This is a genomic window from Halobacteriovorax sp. (genome assembly GCF_041587335.1).
Lineage (GTDB): Bacteria > Bdellovibrionota > Bacteriovoracia > Bacteriovoracales > Bacteriovoracaceae > Halobacteriovorax.
The window spans coordinates 10,813-31,570 of the sequence record NZ_JBFGYP010000029.1 but is presented as its reverse complement, the minus strand read 5'-3'; the positions used below and the strand labels follow the sequence as shown (position 1 = coordinate 31,570).

Annotated in this window: 18 protein-coding genes and 1 tRNA gene; 7 read left to right on the top strand and 12 right to left on the bottom strand. The window is 34.7% G+C overall.

What is annotated here, in order from left to right:
- The 10 genes from trpS to ABX784_RS06570 all read right to left on the bottom strand — a co-directional run.
- A partial coding sequence (trpS, locus tag ABX784_RS06615; protein WP_372654048.1) for a tryptophan--tRNA ligase occupies positions 1 to 660 on the bottom strand: 660 nt, incomplete at its 3' end.
- 66 nt (positions 661 to 726) lie between these two features.
- The gene (locus ABX784_RS06610; protein WP_372654047.1) at positions 727 to 1,431 is read right to left on the bottom strand and encodes a hypothetical protein; all 705 of its coding nucleotides are present in this window, start codon (positions 1,429 to 1,431) and stop codon (positions 727 to 729) included.
- A 117-nt stretch (positions 1,432 to 1,548) separates the two neighbouring features.
- A tRNA-Leu gene (locus ABX784_RS06605) sits at positions 1,549 to 1,632 on the bottom strand.
- Positions 1,633 to 1,736: 104 nt separating this feature from the next.
- Positions 1,737 to 4,340, bottom strand: coding sequence for a hypothetical protein (locus ABX784_RS06600; protein ID WP_372654045.1), 2,604 nt, complete (start codon positions 4,338 to 4,340; stop codon positions 1,737 to 1,739).
- On the bottom strand, positions 4,337 to 5,287 hold the full coding sequence (locus tag ABX784_RS06595; RefSeq protein WP_372654043.1) for a hypothetical protein: 951 nt from the start codon (positions 5,285 to 5,287) through the stop codon (positions 4,337 to 4,339). The genes ABX784_RS06600 and ABX784_RS06595 overlap by 4 nt, the downstream gene beginning before the upstream one ends.
- Positions 5,288 to 5,402: 115 nt before the next feature.
- Positions 5,403 to 6,311 carry an ABC transporter permease gene (locus tag ABX784_RS06590; RefSeq protein WP_372654042.1) on the bottom strand — a complete coding sequence of 303 codons (909 nt, stop codon included), beginning with the start codon at positions 6,309 to 6,311 and terminating at the stop codon, positions 5,403 to 5,405.
- A 9-nt stretch (positions 6,312 to 6,320) separates the two neighbouring features.
- The gene (locus ABX784_RS06585) at positions 6,321 to 7,256 is read right to left on the bottom strand and encodes an ABC transporter permease (protein WP_372654050.1); all 936 of its coding nucleotides are present in this window, start codon (positions 7,254 to 7,256) and stop codon (positions 6,321 to 6,323) included.
- Between the two features lie 71 nt (positions 7,257 to 7,327).
- On the bottom strand, positions 7,328 to 9,091 hold the full coding sequence (locus ABX784_RS06580; RefSeq protein WP_372654041.1) for an ABC transporter substrate-binding protein: 1,764 nt from the start codon (positions 9,089 to 9,091) through the stop codon (positions 7,328 to 7,330).
- A gap of 114 nt (positions 9,092 to 9,205) precedes the next feature.
- Entirely contained in the window at positions 9,206 to 9,778 is a 573-nt protein-coding gene (locus tag ABX784_RS06575; protein ID WP_372654040.1) for a hypothetical protein, read from the bottom strand.
- Positions 9,779 to 9,828: 50 nt separating this feature from the next.
- On the bottom strand, positions 9,829 to 11,649 hold the full coding sequence (locus ABX784_RS06570; protein ID WP_372654039.1) for a tetratricopeptide repeat protein: 1,821 nt from the start codon (positions 11,647 to 11,649) through the stop codon (positions 9,829 to 9,831).
- Positions 11,650 to 12,164: 515 nt separating this feature from the next.
- Between ABX784_RS06570 and ABX784_RS06565 the strand changes: the two genes are divergently transcribed.
- Genes ABX784_RS06565 through ABX784_RS06535 form a run of 7 tightly spaced genes read left to right on the top strand, consistent with a single transcriptional unit; the run spans position 12,165 to position 18,891 of the window.
- The gene (locus ABX784_RS06565; RefSeq protein WP_372654037.1) at positions 12,165 to 12,560 is read left to right on the top strand and encodes a polyhydroxyalkanoate synthesis regulator DNA-binding domain-containing protein; all 396 of its coding nucleotides are present in this window, start codon (positions 12,165 to 12,167) and stop codon (positions 12,558 to 12,560) included.
- A 42-nt stretch (positions 12,561 to 12,602) separates the two neighbouring features.
- Entirely contained in the window at positions 12,603 to 13,256 is a 654-nt protein-coding gene (locus ABX784_RS06560) for an outer membrane protein (RefSeq protein WP_372654036.1), read from the top strand.
- A gap of 2 nt (positions 13,257 to 13,258) precedes the next feature.
- Positions 13,259 to 14,050, top strand: coding sequence for an ArsA-related P-loop ATPase (locus ABX784_RS06555; RefSeq protein WP_372654034.1), 792 nt, complete (start codon positions 13,259 to 13,261; stop codon positions 14,048 to 14,050).
- Positions 14,047 to 15,102 carry an ArsA family ATPase gene (locus tag ABX784_RS06550; RefSeq protein ID WP_372654032.1) on the top strand — a complete coding sequence of 352 codons (1,056 nt, stop codon included), beginning with the start codon at positions 14,047 to 14,049 and terminating at the stop codon, positions 15,100 to 15,102. The genes ABX784_RS06555 and ABX784_RS06550 overlap by 4 nt, the downstream gene beginning before the upstream one ends.
- 9 nt (positions 15,103 to 15,111) lie before the next feature.
- A complete protein-coding gene (gshA, locus tag ABX784_RS06545) occupies positions 15,112 to 16,329 on the top strand; it encodes a glutamate--cysteine ligase (RefSeq protein ID WP_372654031.1) in 1,218 nt (405 codons plus the stop codon).
- A gap of 10 nt (positions 16,330 to 16,339) precedes the next feature.
- Positions 16,340 to 17,722 (top strand): pyridoxal-phosphate dependent enzyme, encoded by a 1,383-nt coding sequence (locus ABX784_RS06540; RefSeq protein ID WP_372654030.1) that lies wholly within the window; start codon positions 16,340 to 16,342, stop codon positions 17,720 to 17,722.
- A complete protein-coding gene (locus ABX784_RS06535) occupies positions 17,722 to 18,891 on the top strand; it encodes a PLP-dependent aspartate aminotransferase family protein (protein WP_372654028.1) in 1,170 nt (389 codons plus the stop codon). The genes ABX784_RS06540 and ABX784_RS06535 overlap by 1 nt, the downstream gene beginning before the upstream one ends.
- Here the strand turns inward: ABX784_RS06535 and ABX784_RS06530 are convergent.
- Positions 18,888 to 19,511: a hypothetical protein gene (locus tag ABX784_RS06530; RefSeq protein WP_372654027.1), complete on the bottom strand. Its 624-nt coding sequence runs from the start codon at positions 19,509 to 19,511 to the stop codon at positions 18,888 to 18,890. The genes ABX784_RS06535 and ABX784_RS06530 overlap by 4 nt on opposite strands.
- Positions 19,492 to 20,592, bottom strand: coding sequence for a hypothetical protein (locus tag ABX784_RS06525; RefSeq protein WP_372654025.1), 1,101 nt, complete (start codon positions 20,590 to 20,592; stop codon positions 19,492 to 19,494). Before ABX784_RS06525 ends, ABX784_RS06530 begins: the two co-directional genes overlap by 20 nt.
- Positions 20,593 to 20,758: the final 166 nt, after the last annotated feature.

Below are 20,758 nucleotides of genomic sequence, written 5' to 3'. Positions count from 1 at the left end.
TCTAAGCTTTTTCTCAGTTAAAAAGAGTGGGATATGATTATCATAACTCTTACTCATTTTACGCCCATCAAGACCAGGTACAAGTGCTCCTTCTTGAGCTTTCCCCTCTGGTAAAGTAAATATGTCTCCGTAGACATGATTGAATGAGCTCGCTATGTCTCGAGCGATCTCAATATGCTGAAGCTGATCAGAACCAACAGGAACGATATTAGACTTCAAAAAGAGAATATCTGCAGACATAAGAATTGGGTATGTATAAACACCCATATTGATTCCGTGATCTATATCTCGGCCATCTGTTTCATTATTGTGAGTAAGAGCTTTATATACATGTGCTCTATTCATTAGACCTTTTGCAGAGAAACAAGAAAGAATCCAGTTTAATTCCATAATTTCAGGAATATGACTCTGTTGATAAAGAGTCACCTTAGCGGGATCTAGTCCAAGAGAGAGCCATGTTGCAGCAACTTCATATATATATTCTCTTAGTGTTTCAGCTTTATGAACTGTAGTTAGCGAGTGGTAGTCGGCGATGAAGTAGTACCCTTCATAATCACCAGTATTGGCCATGTCTAAAGCAGGCTTTATTGCACCTAAATAATTACCTAAATGCGGCATACCAGTAGGTTTAATTCCTGTTAAACTAATCTTCTTGCTCATAATTCACCTATTATCGGACGGTCTTTTGACTCAATAAGCTACAATAAGTGGTAAGCGAAAACAAGACTAATCTTTTAACATCTCTTCGATTTTCTTATTAGATTCTCTCAATGTCTCTAAGCTTTTTCTCATTTCTTTCAGCGCAGGGTTGGACTCGATAACTTTCTCTACCTTCTTTGAATCTTCACTTTTCACACCGGCCTGAAGGTCCTTAACACCTTGTTCTGCATCTATAGACTGTTGAGATCCCTCAAAGGAAAAAGACGATCCAGAGCCTAGAGTTGAGCACGATAAGACCTTTCCATTTTCATCAAGAGAGAAAGATAACTTTAAAATTTTTGTAAAGCTTTTGGCACCATATGACTTTCCAACTTTATCCAGCTTGAACCTTAATTGCATTAACCCTGAAGTCTCAGTGTCTTTTTCAAAGCTTTTTGTAGAAATTGACTCTAATCTAAATATTCCCGATTCATAGATCTGACCCTTTTCATAAAGGATATCCCCATTGGCCTTTAAGATATTATCCAACTCAAAAGCATCTCCCTCTTCTAGCACTATGCCCTCAAAGTTTTTTGAGCAATATCCAGGTCTACCTAGGTAGGCCTTAGCTTCAGTATAGAAGTTTACTGCTGCCGCAGAAGACTCAAGAGATTTTACAGAGAGCTTTTGGTTCTCCATCATCTTCATCATTCCAAGAGATAATATTCCCATCATTCCAGCGGCCATCATAATCTGGACCATTGAAAAACCATTATCGTTTAAATTATTCATATTTAGATTATATATTTGGAGGGAATCAAAATATATCGGAAAAGTATTCCAAGATAGTAAAAATTGATAAAAAAAAAGCTCTTCCGAAGAAGAGCTTTTTTTTATTCATACCAAAAATGGTGCCCAGGAGAGGACTTGAACCTCCACGCCAAAGGCACTAGATCCTAAGTCTAGCGTGTATACCAATTTCACCACCTGGGCATATTCGTGATATGACGTCCTGTATTTTTAATAGTTATAGAAAGAAATGACAAGTAAAAACTTAGGTTTTTATAAAAAAATACTAATTTTCTACACTGAATCGACTAGGCTACCTTTTTTTTATTTATTGCAAGCTTTCTTTCAAGTTCAGTAACTTTTGATTTTAAAAGGTTAGACTCTAACTTAGCTTTATGTACTTCTTTTTTCTTTTCAGCTAATTCAAGCTTTGCAGTCTCTGCCTCAGACTTAAAATTATTGCTCAGTTTTTCTAAATGTTTAATCTTGTGCTGAAGCTTAGCATCTCCTGGAGACTTACCTGCACCTTTGCCTTTATTCATACCTCTGGAAGCTTCATCAATTTGAGCGAGGAGAAATTTATTCTTTTGCTCAAGCTGCTTTATTTTTAAGCCAAGACCTTTTGATTGATCAGACTCTTTCTTTAATTCTAAATTAAGAGTTTCAATCTCTTTCTCTTTCTCATCAACTAAATGCGTATCAACGACAGAACTTGACTCAGTTGTTACACTCGAAAGCTCATCTTGAACTGCTTTCAATTTCTCTATCTCAAGAAGTAATTCTTTATTTTCTTTCTGGAATGTATTTATCACTTTTTGACTCTTCATCATTTTTTCTCTGAATTGAATTGTCTCATCACCAGCTCTAGAGGAGTATTCCTCTCTTTCTTTTTCAAGTTTTTCGTTTAGTAGCTCACTTCTTTGTTTAGCTTCATCCAACATTGTTTCTAATGTTCTAATTTTTGCCTCATAGCTTTTCACCTCTACATTCCCTAGAGGTGCAGCAGTAATAGGAGATTCGTTACCTTGCTTTGAATTTAAAATTTCAACATTTTTACTTAACGCCTCAATTTGTGTATTCTTATTTTCAATTTCAGTTTGCAATCTTTTAAGTTCAGCATCATTTTTTAAGTTACTAATTTCGTCTGATGTTGGAACCTTTACAAGCAACTCTTTTTTCATTGCATCTATAAGCTTCATCATTCGACTAATTTGTATATCTTTCTTGGCCATTGCATCTTTTAGTCTTACTTGATCTTCAATATTTTTTTCTTCTAGTGATGGCTCACTTTCATAAGAGTCAATAACAGACTCATTTAGAATCCCAGAACTCAGCGCCCGAGACTCTTCTTCTGACATATTAATTTGATTTTGTAACAACTGAGAAAGTTCAGACTCTAATTCACTATGATTAGTAATCTCTTTATTTTCTATTTTCTTTTTTAAATTTGAAATGAGTAGATCTTTTGCCGCTCTCCACTTAGGAAGCTCATTTGCACTGAAGGAGCCCTCTCCAGATGAATTAATATCTAACCTTTCATTATCGGTCCCAATATCTTCTCTCTCACCTTTAACAGTTACTGATCCTTCATCTAGACTTGCCTTTGATCCTTTAACAAGAATTGAATCCTCTCCAATATCTTCTTGAGTTCCTCTTACAATCTCAACAGATTCATCAATCTCGTCCATCCAACCAGATACTCTTCGAAAGGGCTCTGTGTAGTCCTCTAGGCCTAGACTAACAATTTCGCTTGCATCTTCTAAATTTAGTCCTTCAACTTTATTTATAAAGTTCTCTAATACATTCTCACTTAGGACTTTCTTTTCATTTTCGACCAAAGAAGAAACTTCATTTTGCATTTCCTGATCTTTAATCATTTTCAGTATATCTTCTTTCTCTAAAGTTCCTAAACTGGCGACGACTGATTTATTTGGATACAGACTTAAGTAATCTGTAATATTTGAAATAGTAATTTTATCAAGATCAACTTTTTGTTGCTTTAAGAAAGTTACAATTCTTGAAATAGAGCTTAAAGATAGAGGAGTCTTCTTATTTTTAGGAAGATTCAGCTCTAATTCTTTATTGTGATTTAATTTTAATGTTTTTACTTTGGATAAATTTGTTTTTCTGTTAGCAGGCCTAAATGAGTCGATACTATGAATATAGAGTGATTTATTTACTGACTCTTCTTTTGTCCAAGAAATAGTTATAGCAAGCTTTTCTGTTTTTCCTAAAGTATAGATATCTATTGTCTTAGCGCTATCTATCATTAGTGAAAAAGGTCCTTTCTCATCAGAGAGTAAGTCCCAAATTATATCTGAATAGAAGTTCTGTACTGGAAAATGAGATTGAATAAAGAAGTTTCTATCACTGACGCCGAAATCAACATCAACAGGAAACTCTCCTTTATCGTCAAAAATAAGGTCTGATATTAAACTGAATAAGTTAAAAATACCTTTTTTAATATTTAAGAACTTAAAGCCTTCTTCTGCTGCCTTAACAGCAATTGAATCACAATAGTAACCAGAATTAAGGTGATCAGTAACCTTCACATGGCCCAGCGCCTTGAGATTAGTCTGAAGAGAATCGGCTACATCAAGAGTAGAGTTTTCGCCAAGTAATCTTTTGAAATAAGTTAACTCTGTTTCAGAGTCTACTATGTCTGCACTAAGTATTGCGACTCCACCCTTTTCAAAGAATGATTTCTTATCCTTTGTTTTACCAAAGTAAATCACCTTTGATTCAGGAGGATATTCTGTACTCATATTATCAATCAAAACAAATTCGTAGCTGATCTCTTCGCTAGTAGTTGTTTCGATAGAAAATAGCATGTCCTCAATAATAGTTTGCAACTGTCTAGGAATAGCACTCTCTAATAAGTTTAGAATATATTTTGTAGAATTATCACTCACGAGGCCTTAACCTCCTTTTGTGAAAATTCTACAAATTCTTCTCTAATTTCATTTTTGAACCTTTTTAATTGAAATGAGTCTTCATCTTTTATTTCAAATAAGTCACTTATAAATTTTTTCCCATCATTACTATTAAAACCAGACTCTTCATAAGTAAGGGACTGCTCTATAAATATAGATATTCTTTCAAGCTTATTTAGTTCATCAAAGATAAGCCCAATACTCTTACCTCTTCCTCTAAAGTCTTCATGATGAAACGTAATTAGACGAGAAAGAGACTTGTGCTTTAACTTATAAAATGTTGAGTGCTCAAATTCTTCTAGAGACTTTTTAACATGAACAGAATCATCGTGTGTTGAAAGACCTCTTGCACATGAAAAATCATTGAAGAAACTAATATTATAAACATCAGTTAAGAAGTCTCCATGCGTGTAACCAGAACATAGAGCAGTAAGAGTTACAAGAGTTGAATATAAACTTGAACGCCTAAGAATAGATAGCGCTCTCTCTTCCATTTCGGATTCAAATTCAGGAGAGATTTTATAAAATACATCTTTGAAGATAGTTATTAGATTTAGAATAGAGCCATCAGAGTCTCCACGCCAATATATATCTGAAATGAAATCTAAAAACTGATGTCTAAAAAGTAGTCTCTCTCTTTCACTTGTTGCATCAACAAGTTTCTGTAGGAATCTCTTTCCGCTAGCAATAAATTCTTCATCACAGACATCTATCATATAGAGAAACTTTGTAACTTTTTGAAACTTCTCTAGCTTAGAAAAATCTAAACGATCCCCACTGTGAAGGAGTTTTACAAGCTTACCATTTCCTTTTTTCCAATATAGATCTCCAAGAGAAGTTTTCATCTTCTCAAGACTTTCAAATGAAATAGGCTTTAACTCATCGCTAACCACAGTGGGGCTTTGTGAGTTTAAATTTTGTAACATGCATTTCTCCACAAAACTTATCGGATAAATGCATAAAATTTTTAGAGTTTAGTCAAAAAAAAGCCTCCAGAAACGGAGGCTAACATACTGAAAAAAGGTTAAAGTTTACTTTATTTTACTTACCTTTCAGTTTTGGGTCTAGAGCATCTCTAAGAGCATCCCCAAGAATATTCAAAGAAAGAACAACAATCATCATAGCAAGTGTCGCGGCTCCTAGTTGCCACCAAACACCTCTGGCCAATTCTAGCTTAGCATCATCGATCATTGTTCCCCAACTAGGTCTTCCCTGAACACCTAAGCCTAAGTAAGAAAGAATCACCTCTGTCTTAATTGCAGTTTGAAACATTAGAGAGAAATTAATAATCACAAGGTGAGAAACATTTGGAAAAATGTGCTTTATAAGCTTTCTAGAATGTCCTCCACCAAGGGCCGAAGCTGCTTGAACATAGTCTCTATTCTTATGTCTCATAACCTCACCACGAATCAATCTACAAAGATTTACCCAAGACGTAAGTCCTAAGGCCACATACATTGATACGAGACCTCTTCCCAAAACAAAAGAAAGAGCTACTAGAAGCATAATTGTTGGTATTGATTGAAAACAAGTATAGAACCAAACGATTAGCTCATCAATTTTTCCACCAAAGTACCCTGCGATACTCCCAAGAACAACTCCGATACATACAGAAATTATTGCAGCAACAAGTCCAACAGACATTGCGACTTCTGTACCTTTAATCATTTTTGTAAAAACACTACGACCAAAGATATCTGTTCCAAAGAAATAGTCTGCTCCTGGAGCAGAATATGATGGTCCAACTTCTACGGCCCAATCAGCGGCTATAATACCTGTTGCTGATAAAACTGAAATTAAGGCATAGAAGCCTACGATAAATAATGACGCTACCGCCATCTTATCTCTAAATATATTTTCTAAGGCATGATCCCATAAGGATTTTGAATTCTTCAACTTAGTTTCCTCTATTTCTACACCCTCAACGGATTGAATATTTGATTGAGACACTGTCCTCTCCTACTTTAAACGAACTCTTGGATCCACAACTGTATACAGAACATCAGTAATAACACTAAAAATGATATAGGCCATTGCTGTCAAAATAGTCATTGCTTTAATCACTGGGAAGTCTGAATTGTAAACACCATTTAATGTAATCCCACCTAGACCTGGAATACTAAAGAAACTTTCTAATAGTAGAGCTCCAAGAATTAAAAAAGGAATTTGAATAACCACAAATGTAATAATAGGAATCATTGCATTTTTTAAAACATGCTTAAAAAGAATAACTCTTTCAGAAAGACCTTTTGCCTTAGCTGTTCTAACGTAGTCTTGATAAATCTCATCTAACATTACTGTTCTATAAAATCTAACGTCTGGACCAATCGAAAGTATAATCCAAATAATTACAGGAAGAACAACGTATGGAATAAAGTCAGGGAAACCAGACTCATAACCAGATATTTCAAACCAACCTAACTTATATGCAAAGAACCACTGTCCAAATAGAATGTAAGCAAGAGAAGTAACACTCATTAGTAATACACAAAAGAATACTGCACATTTATCAATCCACTTCCCTCTAAAGAAAGAAACTACTAGTGAAATAGAAATTGCAATAACTGTTGATAAAATAAACGCAGGAAGAGTCAGAGTTAAAGAAGGTATTGCTCCATTCTTAATCATCTGAATAATTTCTTGTTTTGTTGTCCAAGATCTTCCAAACTCAAAAGTAAATGCTGACTTCACGATATCTAGATACTGGGCCCACATAGGCTTATTTAAACCTAGCTCATTTCTTAGTTCAGCAATCTGTGCAACAGTTGCATGTTTACCAAGCATAATAAGTGCAGGATCCGGAGCTACAACATTAAATATAATGAATATAATTAATGCCACTCCTAGAATAGTAGGGATGATATAAAACAATCTTCTTAAGATATATTGCCACAAATTCAAAATTAACCACCTGAATAATGTAAAAAGCCCTCTACTAGAGAGGGCTAAGGTATTTTAGTAATCGTTTATAGTTTTTCAACTGCTTTAGCTTTCATTGCTGTATCAATATTTAGATACTGTGCTTGCCCAGTTTCAAAGTCTGTAGACATGTAGTTCTTTAAGAAAGAATGTCTAAGAGTAAAGTTTTGTCTGTGAACACCATAGATCCAAGGAGCTTGCTCAGCTGCAATTCTATTCATCTTCTCATATAGCGCTGTTCTCTCAGGAGAATCTTGCATTACAGAAGCAGTCTTAAATAGTTTATTAAACTCTGGATTGTTATATCCAGAACCGTTTGCACCTGGAGCCTTGTTAGGTCCATAAAGTAATTGAAGGAAGTTCTCAGCATCTGGGTAATCTGCACCCCATGCAATTCCGTAAAGCATAACTTGTCTCTTAGTGATCTTCTTTTGAAGCTCTGGCCAAGGGTTAGTTACAACTTTAATTCTTACACCAATTTGAGCCAACTGTTGCTTCATATAATCACCAATCTGACGTGAAACAGTCCCAGATGGGCAATCGTAGGTAATTTCAGGAAGACCTTTACCTTCTGGGTAACCGGCCTTAGCTAGAAGCTTCTTCGCTTCTTCAATATTTGGTCCTCTATAAGGAGAAGTATAGTTTGGAATATTTCCAGCAATTCCTGGAGGAACTACTGACTGAGCTGGTAAAGAAGTGTTGTTATAAAATAACTCGTTCGACTTCTTAACATCGTAAGCAAGAGACATTGCTCTTCTTAAGTCAGCATTTTGAAATAACTTTAAGTCATGGTTAAACGCTGTATATGTAACGTCTAATGAAGGATTAATTAAAAGACTAATCCCTTTTTCTTTATACTCTGGAGATAAGTTTCTGTCAGGAGTTACTGCAGAATCAAAGTTATCTTTTGGAATACTAATGAAATCTACTTTACCTTTTAAGAAGTTAAGCCATCTTGGTTGAGATTCAATTATTACGTTAACAACAACTCTATCAACAAGTGGTAACTCTTTACCTGCGTCGGCTAGAAAGCCTGCGGCCTTGAATTCTTCACTTGCCTCAGACGGGTAAAGCTTCTTTCTAAAGTTAGGATTTTTAGTGTAAACAACTTTTTTAGTTTGCTTAAATGTTGGAAGAATAAATGGTCCAGTTCCAACTGGGTGATTTAAAAACTCTTGTCCATATTTCTCAACAACTTCTCTAGCTGTTGCAAAAGTAAATGGCATTGCTAAAGAGTATAAGAACTGTGGGAATGGCTTTGTTAATTTAAACTCTAAAGTATATTTACCTGTAGCTTTTAAACCTTCAACAACTTCATCATAGTCAACTTTAGGAAGATCAGAATGTTTTTCTCTCCACTCGTTAAGACCTTTGATTTTTCCATCAAGTAACCACCATCCAAGACCTTGAAGTTTTGGATCTGCAAGTCTCTTTATAGAGTATACGAAATCTTCTGCTACTAGCTCTCTACCTTTTCCATTTGGAAAAGCAGCGTCATCGTGAAACAGAACACCTTGCTTAATTTTAAAAGTATAAGTTAAACCGTCTTCAGAAACAGTCGGCATAGACTCTGCTAAATTAGGAACTAAAGTATAAGGTCTTTTAAGGTAATGGTATTCTAATAAACCTTCATAAACTCTACCAACTTCGTTACTTGAATAACGATCATTAGCGTAAATAGGGTCCATACCTTTAATATCTGCAGATACTGCAATATTAATTGTTTTACCTGTTTCCTTTTCTTTCTTAGTACAACTAGCAAATCCAACAAGGATGGCAAGAGCTGCAAAAAGAGTTGTAAACTTCTTCATAGTAAACTTCCTCTGTTTAGTTTTATTCCAAAACTTCGCAATTTAACTTAAAATCTATACAAAATTATTTAGAGAATATCTAGAAATTAACGGAAAAGACTTATTAGCTTCGCGTTATTTGCAGTCATTAAAAAATAATTCTAATTTAAAATTAGCAGATTTTGACGAGTTTTCAATAGGATATATAGATAGCTTTTCCGGCCCCTTCTTTCCTAGAACAGAAAAGTCGAACCTCATGAGTTTTCCACTTCGACCTCTATAGTCAAAAAATAGATGCCCATCAGCAAAAGTCCACAACAACTCCTTATTTCCAACACTACATTTTTCAGATGTACATAGAGATTCGCTCGCTGAGTTCATCTCTTCTTTTAGATATATTAATTGTCCAAAGCCATCTGCAAAAGACTTCAAGTTATCTAGATTCTCTTTTGATTTTTCATGGTTTCTTAAAGTGACATAGATTCTACGAGAAAAATTACCTCTAAACTTTGCTCCAGATTTTTCAATCTCGCTCCAGTCTAGTGCCAATAGTTCAGAACCATGGAGAGGAATATCAACTCCCATTTTCCAAATCTTCTTTTTTGTGTCATTTATTGATTCATAAGAAAATAGTGTTGTATTTGAAAGGAGCTTCATTCTCCCTCGTCCTTCTCCAGATAAACAGATGTTGCTTAGCTGATGATTCATCTCAGCTAAACCTTCTGACTTTTTACTTAAATGGGAGCACGATAAAACGACTACTGAGAGGCAGGCAATCGAAGATTTTCTAAGCCACTCAGTTCTTTTAAAACATCTCTTCTTTCTGATTCTACTTTGCAATTCTTTAAGGCCTCGACATAAAATTCTTTGGCCTTTCTAAAATTTTTCAATTTTGTATAAATCATGGCCAAGTGTTTAGTAATAACAACATCTGTATTTACTAAAGTCCATGCTTTTTTTATTTCAACTAATGCTTTCTCGTATTGACCTGTTTTGTAGTAAAACCAACCGAGGCTATCTCTTATATAACCATCATCTGGTTTTAACTCTACAGCCTTAGATATTAAGCTAAATGCTCTATCTAAATCCTCTCCTCTTTCTAGTAGGGAGTATCCAAGAAAGTTTAATGCATGAGGATTCTCAGGATTTTTTACAAGTAATTGCTCTATAACTTCTTTAGCTTTATCAAAACGGTTAACCTTCTCAAGTAAAGCAGCGAAATAGTACTCGTGCCCTTCATTAAATGTTTTCTCATTCTTTATTTTTTCTAACTCTCCAACCGCTTCCTGAAGATCTCCTTCATTTTCATAAAAGCCTGCTAGTAAAACTCTTAGCTCTACTCTTAATGCCATATGCTTATCAGCTCTCTCATTTACGAAACTCACGAGTTTAGATCTTGCGTCATCTTGCTCAATAGCACTCGCTTGAAGAATTTGAGCTATTTGAATATTACTTTCGTGAAAAAGTGAGCTCTCTTCTGGAACTTTTGAATAATATGAAACCGCTGAGTCTAACTCACCAGTCTGCTGGTAAAGAGTCCCTAAGTAATAAAGAACCTTATCAGACTTTGGAACTGCAGCTAAAATCTCTTTAAAGATTCCTTTAGCATCTGCATATCTTTTTGAATCAGCATATAAAATCCCTAGACGAACTTTTAAATTCAAGTCACTAGAGTCAATATTTGAAAGTCTTTCCGCAAAAGGAATAACTTTCTCATATTTTCCAAGTGCGAAATAGATTTGAATAGTATTTTTTAGAATTGAATAAGAGTAAGGACTCTCCTTTAAAAAGTTCTCATAAACTTCAAGAGCATTTGAGAATTTCTTATCCTCTTCATAAATTGCTCCAAGTCCAATAGCAGACTGTTGATAAGAAGGGTCTATTTTTAGAGATCTTTTGAAGTCTTTCTCGGCGGCCTTGATATTGCCTCGGGCTATTTCAATTTTTCCTCTATAGAAAGCAAAAATCGCCTTTCCTTTGGAGTTCTTTTCACATTTATTTAAGAGTTTGAATGCTTTTTGAAACTTAGCTTCAAGAGAGTAAGACTTTGCTAAAAATACGCAAGCTTCTTCAGAGCTAGGGTAGTCCTTTAATATTGATAAATAGACTAATTGCGCTTGTCTCTTTTCTTTAAGTGCCGTTTGCACACCTGCTAATATTAGGCCTACTTTTTCAGATTTCTCAGTCTCAAATAAAGAACTTAAAATCATCTTAGCTTCTTCAAGCTTATTTAATCTAATTAGCTCAACTGCATATCTCTTTTGAACGTATTGGTCTTTATTATTAACTTTTAATACATATTCAAAATACAGTGCTGCTGACTCACTATCCCCACGAAGGGATGCGTCAGAGCCTTTCACATACAACTTATCTGCGAAATACGAAAGTCTCTGAGTCTCAGACTCAGGTATAGCTTTATACTCTTTCTCTAGTCTTTCTTGTAATGAGAATTTACTTAAATCAACTTTTGGCCCTACAACTGACTTCAAAGGGTCAATTACATCCACTTTTTTCTTCATTACACTTGAGCAAGAGTAAAGAGATGTAATTAATAACAAGTAGGAAATTTTCTTAAACATGATATTCCTTTAAGTAATAGATAAACTCCTAAATCGGAGAATTCTCTATCTACTTGTCGTAAAATCAGAAGAAATATTTAAAACTTTGTTTTGTTTCTGCTGACAGGTACATTTTACCGAATTATTGTGCAGTCCACAAAGATTAATCTATTGAGTTTTCCTTAAGAAAACTTGACCGTAACTTCACCTAACCTACTGATAATATGTTACCAAAGTTAAATTTAATGCACTGTAAGAATTTTGTCAGGATTTTCAGTTGACACTCTTTTGGAGTTCTTGCTAATTCATTGAGTCGTTAATCGAAGCAAGGCATTAAAAGAAATCAAACAGAACTCACAGGCTACCTAACCTACTGTTTTCTCATGATTCTTTAGCAGCTTTACTTAGCAACGCTAAGCATTGAAAAATATACATAAAGACTTTCTTTTCAATATTTTGATGCTAGAAGCTAGAAAACAAATTAATTAGTTATTTAATGGAGCTGACGCTTCATATTCAAATAGGGGAAATAAAAGATGAACGACGTAAGAATTATCAAGAGATACCAAAACCGTAAGCTTTATGACACACACCAAAGCTGTTACGTGACTCTAGAGGAAATCGCTCAGATCATCAGAGAAGGACATGAGATCCAAGTAATTGATAACAAAACTAAAAATGACATCACTTACATGACTCAAATTCAACTTCTTTTTGATCAAGAAAAGAAATCTACAAGAGCTGGTGACGTTGAACTACTTAAGAGAGTTATCAGATCTGAAGAGGGAACATTCACTGGTCACATCAGAGCTTTAGAAGGAACTACTTCTACTGAAACTACTACTGAGCCTACTTTAAGCGAAAACCTAAACAATTTCGTACAAAACACAGAAGTTAACTCAACTGTTGAAACACCAAGTACTTTAAACTAATATAAGGGGGATATTAATCCCCCTAAGTTTAGAGACAAAAAAATGAAAAAATATTTAAAGAATTTTTCAAAATACCTTATACCTGCTGTCATTTTAGCGGCAGGTACTTCGGCCATAGCAAAACCTTCAATCAAGAAATTAACATCAGATGAAAAGTCTAGAAATGTAGACTCAGACATTCCTGCATCAAGAAATATGAGTGCTTTAAATAGACACAGTATCGGACTTGGTATTGGGCAAACTTTCTTAATGAGTGATTTTGCTGACAAGGGTGAAGATAAGATTACGTGGGATTTATTCTATAATTATTCTGCGAGTCACTCTTTTGATTTCCTTGCAAACTTTCACACTTCAAAGCACAAGTACCTTGGTCAATATACTCAGGTAACAGGGCTGGCATTGGGTATTAAAGCAAAAGTCTTTCAATTTGATAACTTCGCACCTTTTATAACTGGTGGATTTGGCTTCTATCAACCAAAAGTAAAAAGATTGATTGAAGGTGAGTTAATTGAATCTAAAACGAAGTTAACATTCGGATACCATTTTGGCGCAGGAGCAGACCTTAAGCTAAACGATAAGTTTACTATTGGTCTAATGGGAACTCTTCACAATCCATTTGACGTAAAGCAAGACCTTCAACCAGAAGTAGAAGGTTCATATGCTAAGCTAATGATGACGACTTTCTATACTTTTTAGAAGTGTCACACCGTCTTTACATAATCACAGGAAAGGGTGGTGTTGGAAAAACATCTCTATCTTTAGCGCTAGCTAAAAAACTGGCCAATGAAGGTAAGAAAGTTAAGTACAATAGCTTCGACCAAGAAGATCAAACCTCCCTTTGTGAAGAATTAAAAATCCCTTCTCTACATTTAGAACTCGAAGAGTCTGCTGAAATTTACATGGGTAAGAAGCTTGGCTCAGAAATGGTGGCTTCTTGGATTATGAAGACACCTTTTTTCAAGTCTCTTTTCAATATGATACCAGGGCTTGCCCACATGATTCTTCTTGGGCATGTTATTGATCTACTAGAAGCGGATCCAGATCTAACAATAATTCTAGACTCACCTTCTAGTGGTCATGCAATGACAATGTTTGAGTCGTCTCATAACTTTAAAGAAATATTTGGTACAGGACTTTTAGTTGAAGATATAAATAGAATGCATCGTTTTATTTATAGCGAACAGAACTTACAAAATTACATTGTTTCATTACCTACCAAAATGGCACTCAATGAGGCGAAAGAAGTAAGGGATCATCTTCAATCACTAAACTTTAAAAATACAGAAATTATTATCAATGACTGCCTATCCCCTCTACTTTCTCAAAAGGAAGAACTTCCAGATTTTCTAAGTATAAAAAACTCTTTAGAGAAAGAAGTTATAGAGGAATACAAAGATATTGCTTCAAAAAAAATACCACATTCTTTAGGCGATGATTTTCAAAGTGTCATCAACGACTTAGAAGAAAATACTATAGGAGTTCTTTCATGAGTATTCCTAATAAAAAGGTTGAAATTTTCTGTGGAACAGGAGGTGTTGGTAAAACGACGTTGGCCACCTCTAGAGCTGTTTCTCTTGCAAAAACAGGAAAGAAAGTATTGTTAATAACAATAGACCCCGCCAAAAGATTGAAACAATTACTAGGATTAAGTGATGAAGATTCGGGGGAAGTTACACCCGTTTCAACTAAGAACTTTTATTCAGAAGAGACTGAGTCACATGACTTATTTGCACTGCTAATGTCTCCATCTAAAACATTAAATAGAATTGGTCACGCTGAAGGTCTTAGTAGTGACTTAAATAATAGAATTCTTAAAGTTCTAACTAAGCCATATGGTGGAATGAACGAAATTATGGCAGTTATTGAAGTTCAATTCCAACTAAGCCATGGAGACTTTGATACAATTATTCTCGATACGCCTCCAGGAAAACACTTTATTGATTTTCTTCAAGCAACTCGTAAAATAGAACAATTCTTCGATAAAAGCTTTGTAGAAATTTTTAAGTTTTTAGGAAAGAGAGTTGGAGGAAAGAGTGCTCCTAAGAAGCTATTCTCAAAAATAGTTTCAACAGGTATTAAGAAGCTCTTAACTTATTTAGAAAAGGTTACTGGATCTGATTTTGTAGATCTATTTGTTGATGCTATAGGATTCTTATACAAGACGAAGGGTCATTTCACTTCAGCAATAGAGTTTCAAAAAGAGCTGGGTAAAAAAGAATTTTCAAATTGGTTCCTAGTAACATCTGCAGAGCATCATAAAGTTGGAGAAGCACTCCACTTAATGCAAGATGCAGGAAGCTTTATGCACGAAGACAATTTCTTATGTGTCAACAAATGCCACAAACCATTCTTAGACAATTGGCACCCTGATGACACAGAACTAAATCTATTGAAATCCACTATGCTCACTAAGGAAAATGAGTTAAAAACATTTGCAGGAAAAAACTTTCAAAGAGTCCTCGAATTTTCAGAGATTCTCTCATCAAAGCCCTGCGAACATGTTACTAATTTAGCACAAGGTTGGAACTTACTTCAGTCTTAGGAGCAACTAATGTCTTATAAAATCAATACTAAAGTCGAATTTGAAAAATTTGTTTCAGAACACTGGAATGAACTTAATGAATACTTTGATTCAAAATTTGAAAAACAAACAACTCCAATCTATTCAAGTGTAGATATTAGAGAAAGTAGAGATAAGATAGCTCCTGTTGATCACAATATGTACCCAGCAGGTTTTAACAACCTTTGTTCTTTAGATCTTGGATATGCGACAGAAGTTTTTTCTCAAACAATTTCATCTATAAATAAAGATATAAAGAATATCGGAATTGTTCCCGAATCTCATACAAAGAATCTATTTTACTTAGACCACCTAGCGATGCTTGGTAAGGCCGTAAGAGACGCTGGTTATGAAGTTACATTTCTAAGTTTTGACAATAACTTATTTGCAGATGAAAGTGAGTTAAACTTAATATCTCACTCTCAATTTGATCTTCAAATCCTAAAAGCAGAAATAAAAGATGGTAAGGTTTTTGCTTCCGATTTAGAGCAAGACTTTGTAATTTTAAATAACGATCAATCTGATCCAATTGATATTGATTGGAAGTCTTTAACAACTCCAATTAATCCAACTCCTCTAATTGGTTGGTTTGCAAGACAGAAGAATAAGCATTTTTCATACTATAACAAAACTGTCGAAAGCTTTTCGAACCACTTCGATATTAATCCAGATATTCTACAGGCGAAATTTAGAACTGTAGAAAATGTGGATTTCTCATCAAAAGAAGGGCTTGAACAATTAGGACAAGCTGTTGATGAATTAAAGAGTGAACTTCCTGAAGATAAGAAAATATTCGTAAAAGCATCTCAAGGTACATATGGGATGGGAATTTCGGTTGTTTCTTCTGGAGAAGAAATTATCTCCATGAATAGAAAGGCCAGAAACAAAATGGATATAGGGAAGAACAAGATAAAGTTCACTTCCCTACTAGTTCAAGAAGGCGTAGATACAATTCTTCAATATGATGAAATGCCTGCAGAGGTTGCTATTTACTTAGTATCAGGAAAAAGCGTCGGCGGATTTATGAGAGTAAATAGTGAAAAGAAAGCTGATGGAAATTTAAATAGTAGAGGGATGGTTTTTAGAAAATTTTGCATTAGTGAAATCAGACAAAATCAAGACCACAAAGCCAAAGAAGCTGTTTATACAGTAGTTGCAAGGTTAGCAACTCTAGCGAGTACAGAAGAAATAAAAGAAGTATTAAATTAAGGAGAGAGATATGATGAAAGGATCAAGAGCTAACGTTCTAGAGGCAATTGGAAATACACCTATTGTAAAACTAAATAGTCTTGCAAAAGATAGCAACTGCGAAATCTATGTAAAGCTTGAGTTTATGAACCCAGGTGGATCAACTAAAGATAGAATTGGTGCTTACATGCTTGACCAAGCCGTTATAGATGGTGACCTTAAGCCAGGTGGAACAATTATCGAAGGTACTTCAGGTAATACAGGAGTAGGACTTGCTATGTGGGCCGCCGTTCATAAGTACAAATGTATCTTTGTTCTAGCTGATAAACAATCTCAAGAAAAAATTGATAACTTAAGAGCTTTTGGTGCAAAAGTTGTAGTTTGTCCTACAAATGTAGAGCCAGAAGATCCTAGATCTTACTACAGTGTATCTAAGAGACTTGCTCAGACAATTCCAAATTCTTTCTACGTAAACCAATATGATAATCCTCATAATAGAAATACTCACTATACTTGGACTGCTCCAGAAATGTACGAGCAAACTCAAGGTGACTTTGATGTCTTTATGGCAGGAGTTGGAACAGGTGGAACAATCACAGGTTGTGGAACTTATTTCAAAGAAAAAATGCCAAATGTAGAAATAGTAGGAATTGATTGTGAAGGTTCTATTATTGCTCATTACAAGAAAACAGGTGAAATATGCGAGGCAAAGTCATATGTACTTGAAGGCGTAGGGGAAGACTTTATTCCTGAGAACTATAACTTTGATGTTATTGATGATTTTGAAGTTGTCGGAGATAAAGAAAGTTTCCTTATGACAAGAAGACTTCTAAAAGAAGAAGGTATCTATGCTGGTGGTTCAGCAGGAGCTGCTATCTGTGGTGCCCTAAAGTACGCAGCCAAGCAAACAAAGAAGAAAAAGATTCTAATCCTTCTTCACGATTCAGGAAACCGATACGCTTCTAAAATTTATAATGATGATTGGATGAGTGACAATGCATACTTAGATTCTTCATTTAATGTTCAAATTAAAGATGTTTTAAATGATATTGGAAAAAAAGGTGAACTTTTAACTATTAAAGATACTTCAACAATAGGTGAAGCAATTAATATCATGGATACAAAAGGAATTTCTCAACTTCCAGTTCTAAACTCTACTGAAGAGATCGTAGGACTTGTTGCTGAAAAAAATCTAGTAAAGCCTGTTCTAATGGGTGAATTCCAAAAAGATGATAATATCTCTCTAGCATTTTCAAATAAGTATAGAGTTGTTGATAAGAACTTACTTCTAGAATCAGTAGCAGAAGCTCTTCTTCAAAAAGAAGTTGCCCTTATTACAGATAATGGAAAACTTGTAGATATCTTAACAGAAATTGACGTACTTCAATACTTTTCAAAGAAAGGTAACGTTTAGTGAAGAAGTCTCAGATCAAAGGACTTAATAAGGCCTCCAAAGTAATTCACTCTGGAGGGCATCCTGATTCTGAGACTGGTGCAATAATCCCCCCGATTTACCAAACTACGACTTATGTTCAGTCTAGCCCGGGGGTTCATAAAGGTTACGAGTACACACGCTCTCACAACCCTACTAGGACGAGACTAGAGGAATGCTTAGCCTCACTAGAAGAAGCTAAGCACGCTGTAGTCACTTCAAGTGGTATCTCTGCAGCAACACTAATTATGCATGCTATACCTGCAGGCTCAACAATACTCCTAAGCGATGATGTTTACGGTGGTACTTACAGGCTATTTACAACTGTTTTTCAAGACCATCATAATTTTATTTTTATAAATACAACTGACCCTAAAGAAGTTGAGAAAAAGATAGAGGAACATAAACCCTATTTATTATGGATTGAAACTCCTACAAACCCTCTTTTGAAAATTACAGATATAAAGAAAATTACGACAATTTCAAAAAAGTATAAAGTGAAGACTCTTGTAGATAATACTTTTATGAGTCCCTACTTTCAAAATCCACTTACACTTGGTGCAGATATTGTTCTTCATTCAATGACTAAATATATCAATGGTCATAGTGATGTTGTAGGCGGAGCACTAATGCTCAATAGTAAGAAACTTTATGATAAAGTCTGGAAGCTTCAAAACTCACTTGGGCCAAGCCAATCACCATTTGACTCATGGCTAGTACTAAGGGGAGTCAAGACTCTTGCTATAAGAATGGAAGCTCACCAAAAGAATGCACTTCAGGTCGCAAAATTTCTTGAAGCACATCCAATGATTAAAAGAGTGTTATACCCAGGTTTAAAGAGTCATCCTCAACACAAAGTTGCAAAATCTCAGATGTCAGGCTTTGGGGGAATGATTACATTCTTCTTAAAGGGAGATATTAAAAAATCTAAGAAGTTCCTCTCTAAAATTCAAATGTTTGCATTAGCAGAGAGTCTTGGCGGTGTTGAGAGCTTAATAGAGCACCCAGCGATAATGACCCATGCATCAATACCAAAGAAAACTCGTGAAGAGCTAGGAATTACGGACAACCTTATTAGACTATCCGTAGGAATTGAAAATGTTAATGATTTAATAAATGATCTTGATACAACTCTAAAGGCGATTCGTTAGAAATCTGCTGGCCCATCTTCAATAGTCTGAGTTTGAGTATTTTCTTCAACAGCTCTCACTTCATCTTTTACTTTTAAAACTTCATTTGAAATTTGTACTTTTAATTTAGTCGGAAGTAGGATTCCGGAATAATCTTTTCCTCTATTAAAGACAACTCCCTCTCTTAAGTACTTCTTTGCAAGTAAGTACGAACAATAAACTTTGCCGTGATCGCTTGAGATATTTTCTTTTTCTCCTGGAGCAAAAATGAGTCCATCATCTTGAAGAATTTTTTCTATTTTTGCTACTTCTTTACAGTAGACTGATGAGCCGTTCTTACAGCTATCAACTCTTTTTAAAACTTCGACTCCACCATCATCTATTTTAATGTGTACTGGCTCTCTACAAACATCAATATTCCAACTACTCTTCATAAACTTCAATTTTGAGTGATTTATAGAAATAGAACAATCACTCTTAGAGATAGTTAGGATATTTTTAGAAAGCCCAAAAGGAGCTGCCTTATGTTCAACCACAGCATCAAAGTTTCCTTGGATACAATCCATATCTGAAAACATATCCATAGAATATGCATTGGAAATTAAAAGAACTAAAATAATACTAGATTTGAATAATTGCATTTTTACTTACCTCAAAAACGATCATTGTTGCATCATGAGTAAAAAACATTCCTGTCTTCTCTTTCTTTAGATTATAGAAGACTTCATCTAATAATTCACGTCTTGATTTATTAACATTTGTAATTGCAATATTTCTAACGATTTCTCTACCTGGAGAATTATCCAGCAGCCCACTAGAGAGAACAATTAACTTCTCGCCTCTTTCAATAGAGAACTCATTTTCTTCAATAATATTTGAATTGAGAATAAGTTCAGAATTACCCGACTTCCAAACTCTCCCTTTCATTTTCTTTAAATCCATACGAATAAAGAGAACATCTAGTTTTCTCTTCTCTTCTTTAATCTTTGAGTTCTCAATTTCAACATTTAAACCACTAATAAACTCATTGATTTTCTTATCACCAAAGGCAGTACTTCCTCTTAAATCATCAAATTGCTTCATTATAATACTTGAGACAAGATAGGATCTCGATCTTGCTAAAAGTAAGAGAACCTCATTGTCTGTAGTGATAACATCAAAAAACTCACCACCAGAGCTCTCCCCTGCCCCAAATTTACTTGTAGCAGTTAGCCCTTTAAAACTCTCTTCCCTGATTGGAACGAGCTTCTCATGAATCTCTTTCACACGTTGCAACTCATTGATCGCAGCGGCCATAATTTTCTCTATGCTTTGACCCACTTCATTTAAGTCTTCGCTATCTATACTTTCTATTTGAGGATTTATTAAAAGATTAAACCAAGGTCTCTGTAAGTAAGAAGGGTTATCAATATTAATAACGCCTTTTATAAAGCGATCAATATTACAAAGCTCTTCTACCTTCTTATTCCTTAATCCATTACTACTTCCAACTAAAATAACATTTCCATTAATCTGCATTTTATTTACTGAGTAGAAATCCTCAAAAGCACTCCAATCATCTATGGATAAGAGAAGTACAACTTGGTCATCTTGCAGTAAGTTCTTAAAGACCTTAGACTGATCAAAATTGAAAGCTATGACCTCACACAAGTAATGGGACTCTAGATCCTGAAAGCTAGTCTTTAGCTCTGACTCTTTAGACAAGACAACGATTTTCTTCATATTATTTCACTTGTTAATTTTTTCTCTGTTTATAATCCTAATAGACTAACAAAAAACAATAATTCAGAGTAGTTAGGGCAAAATCCTCTGCCATTTGTTGCTTTTGAATGACTTCAATTCTTGGCAGACGAGAAAAAGTCTCTAGAAGCCTAACCTTCCGATAATA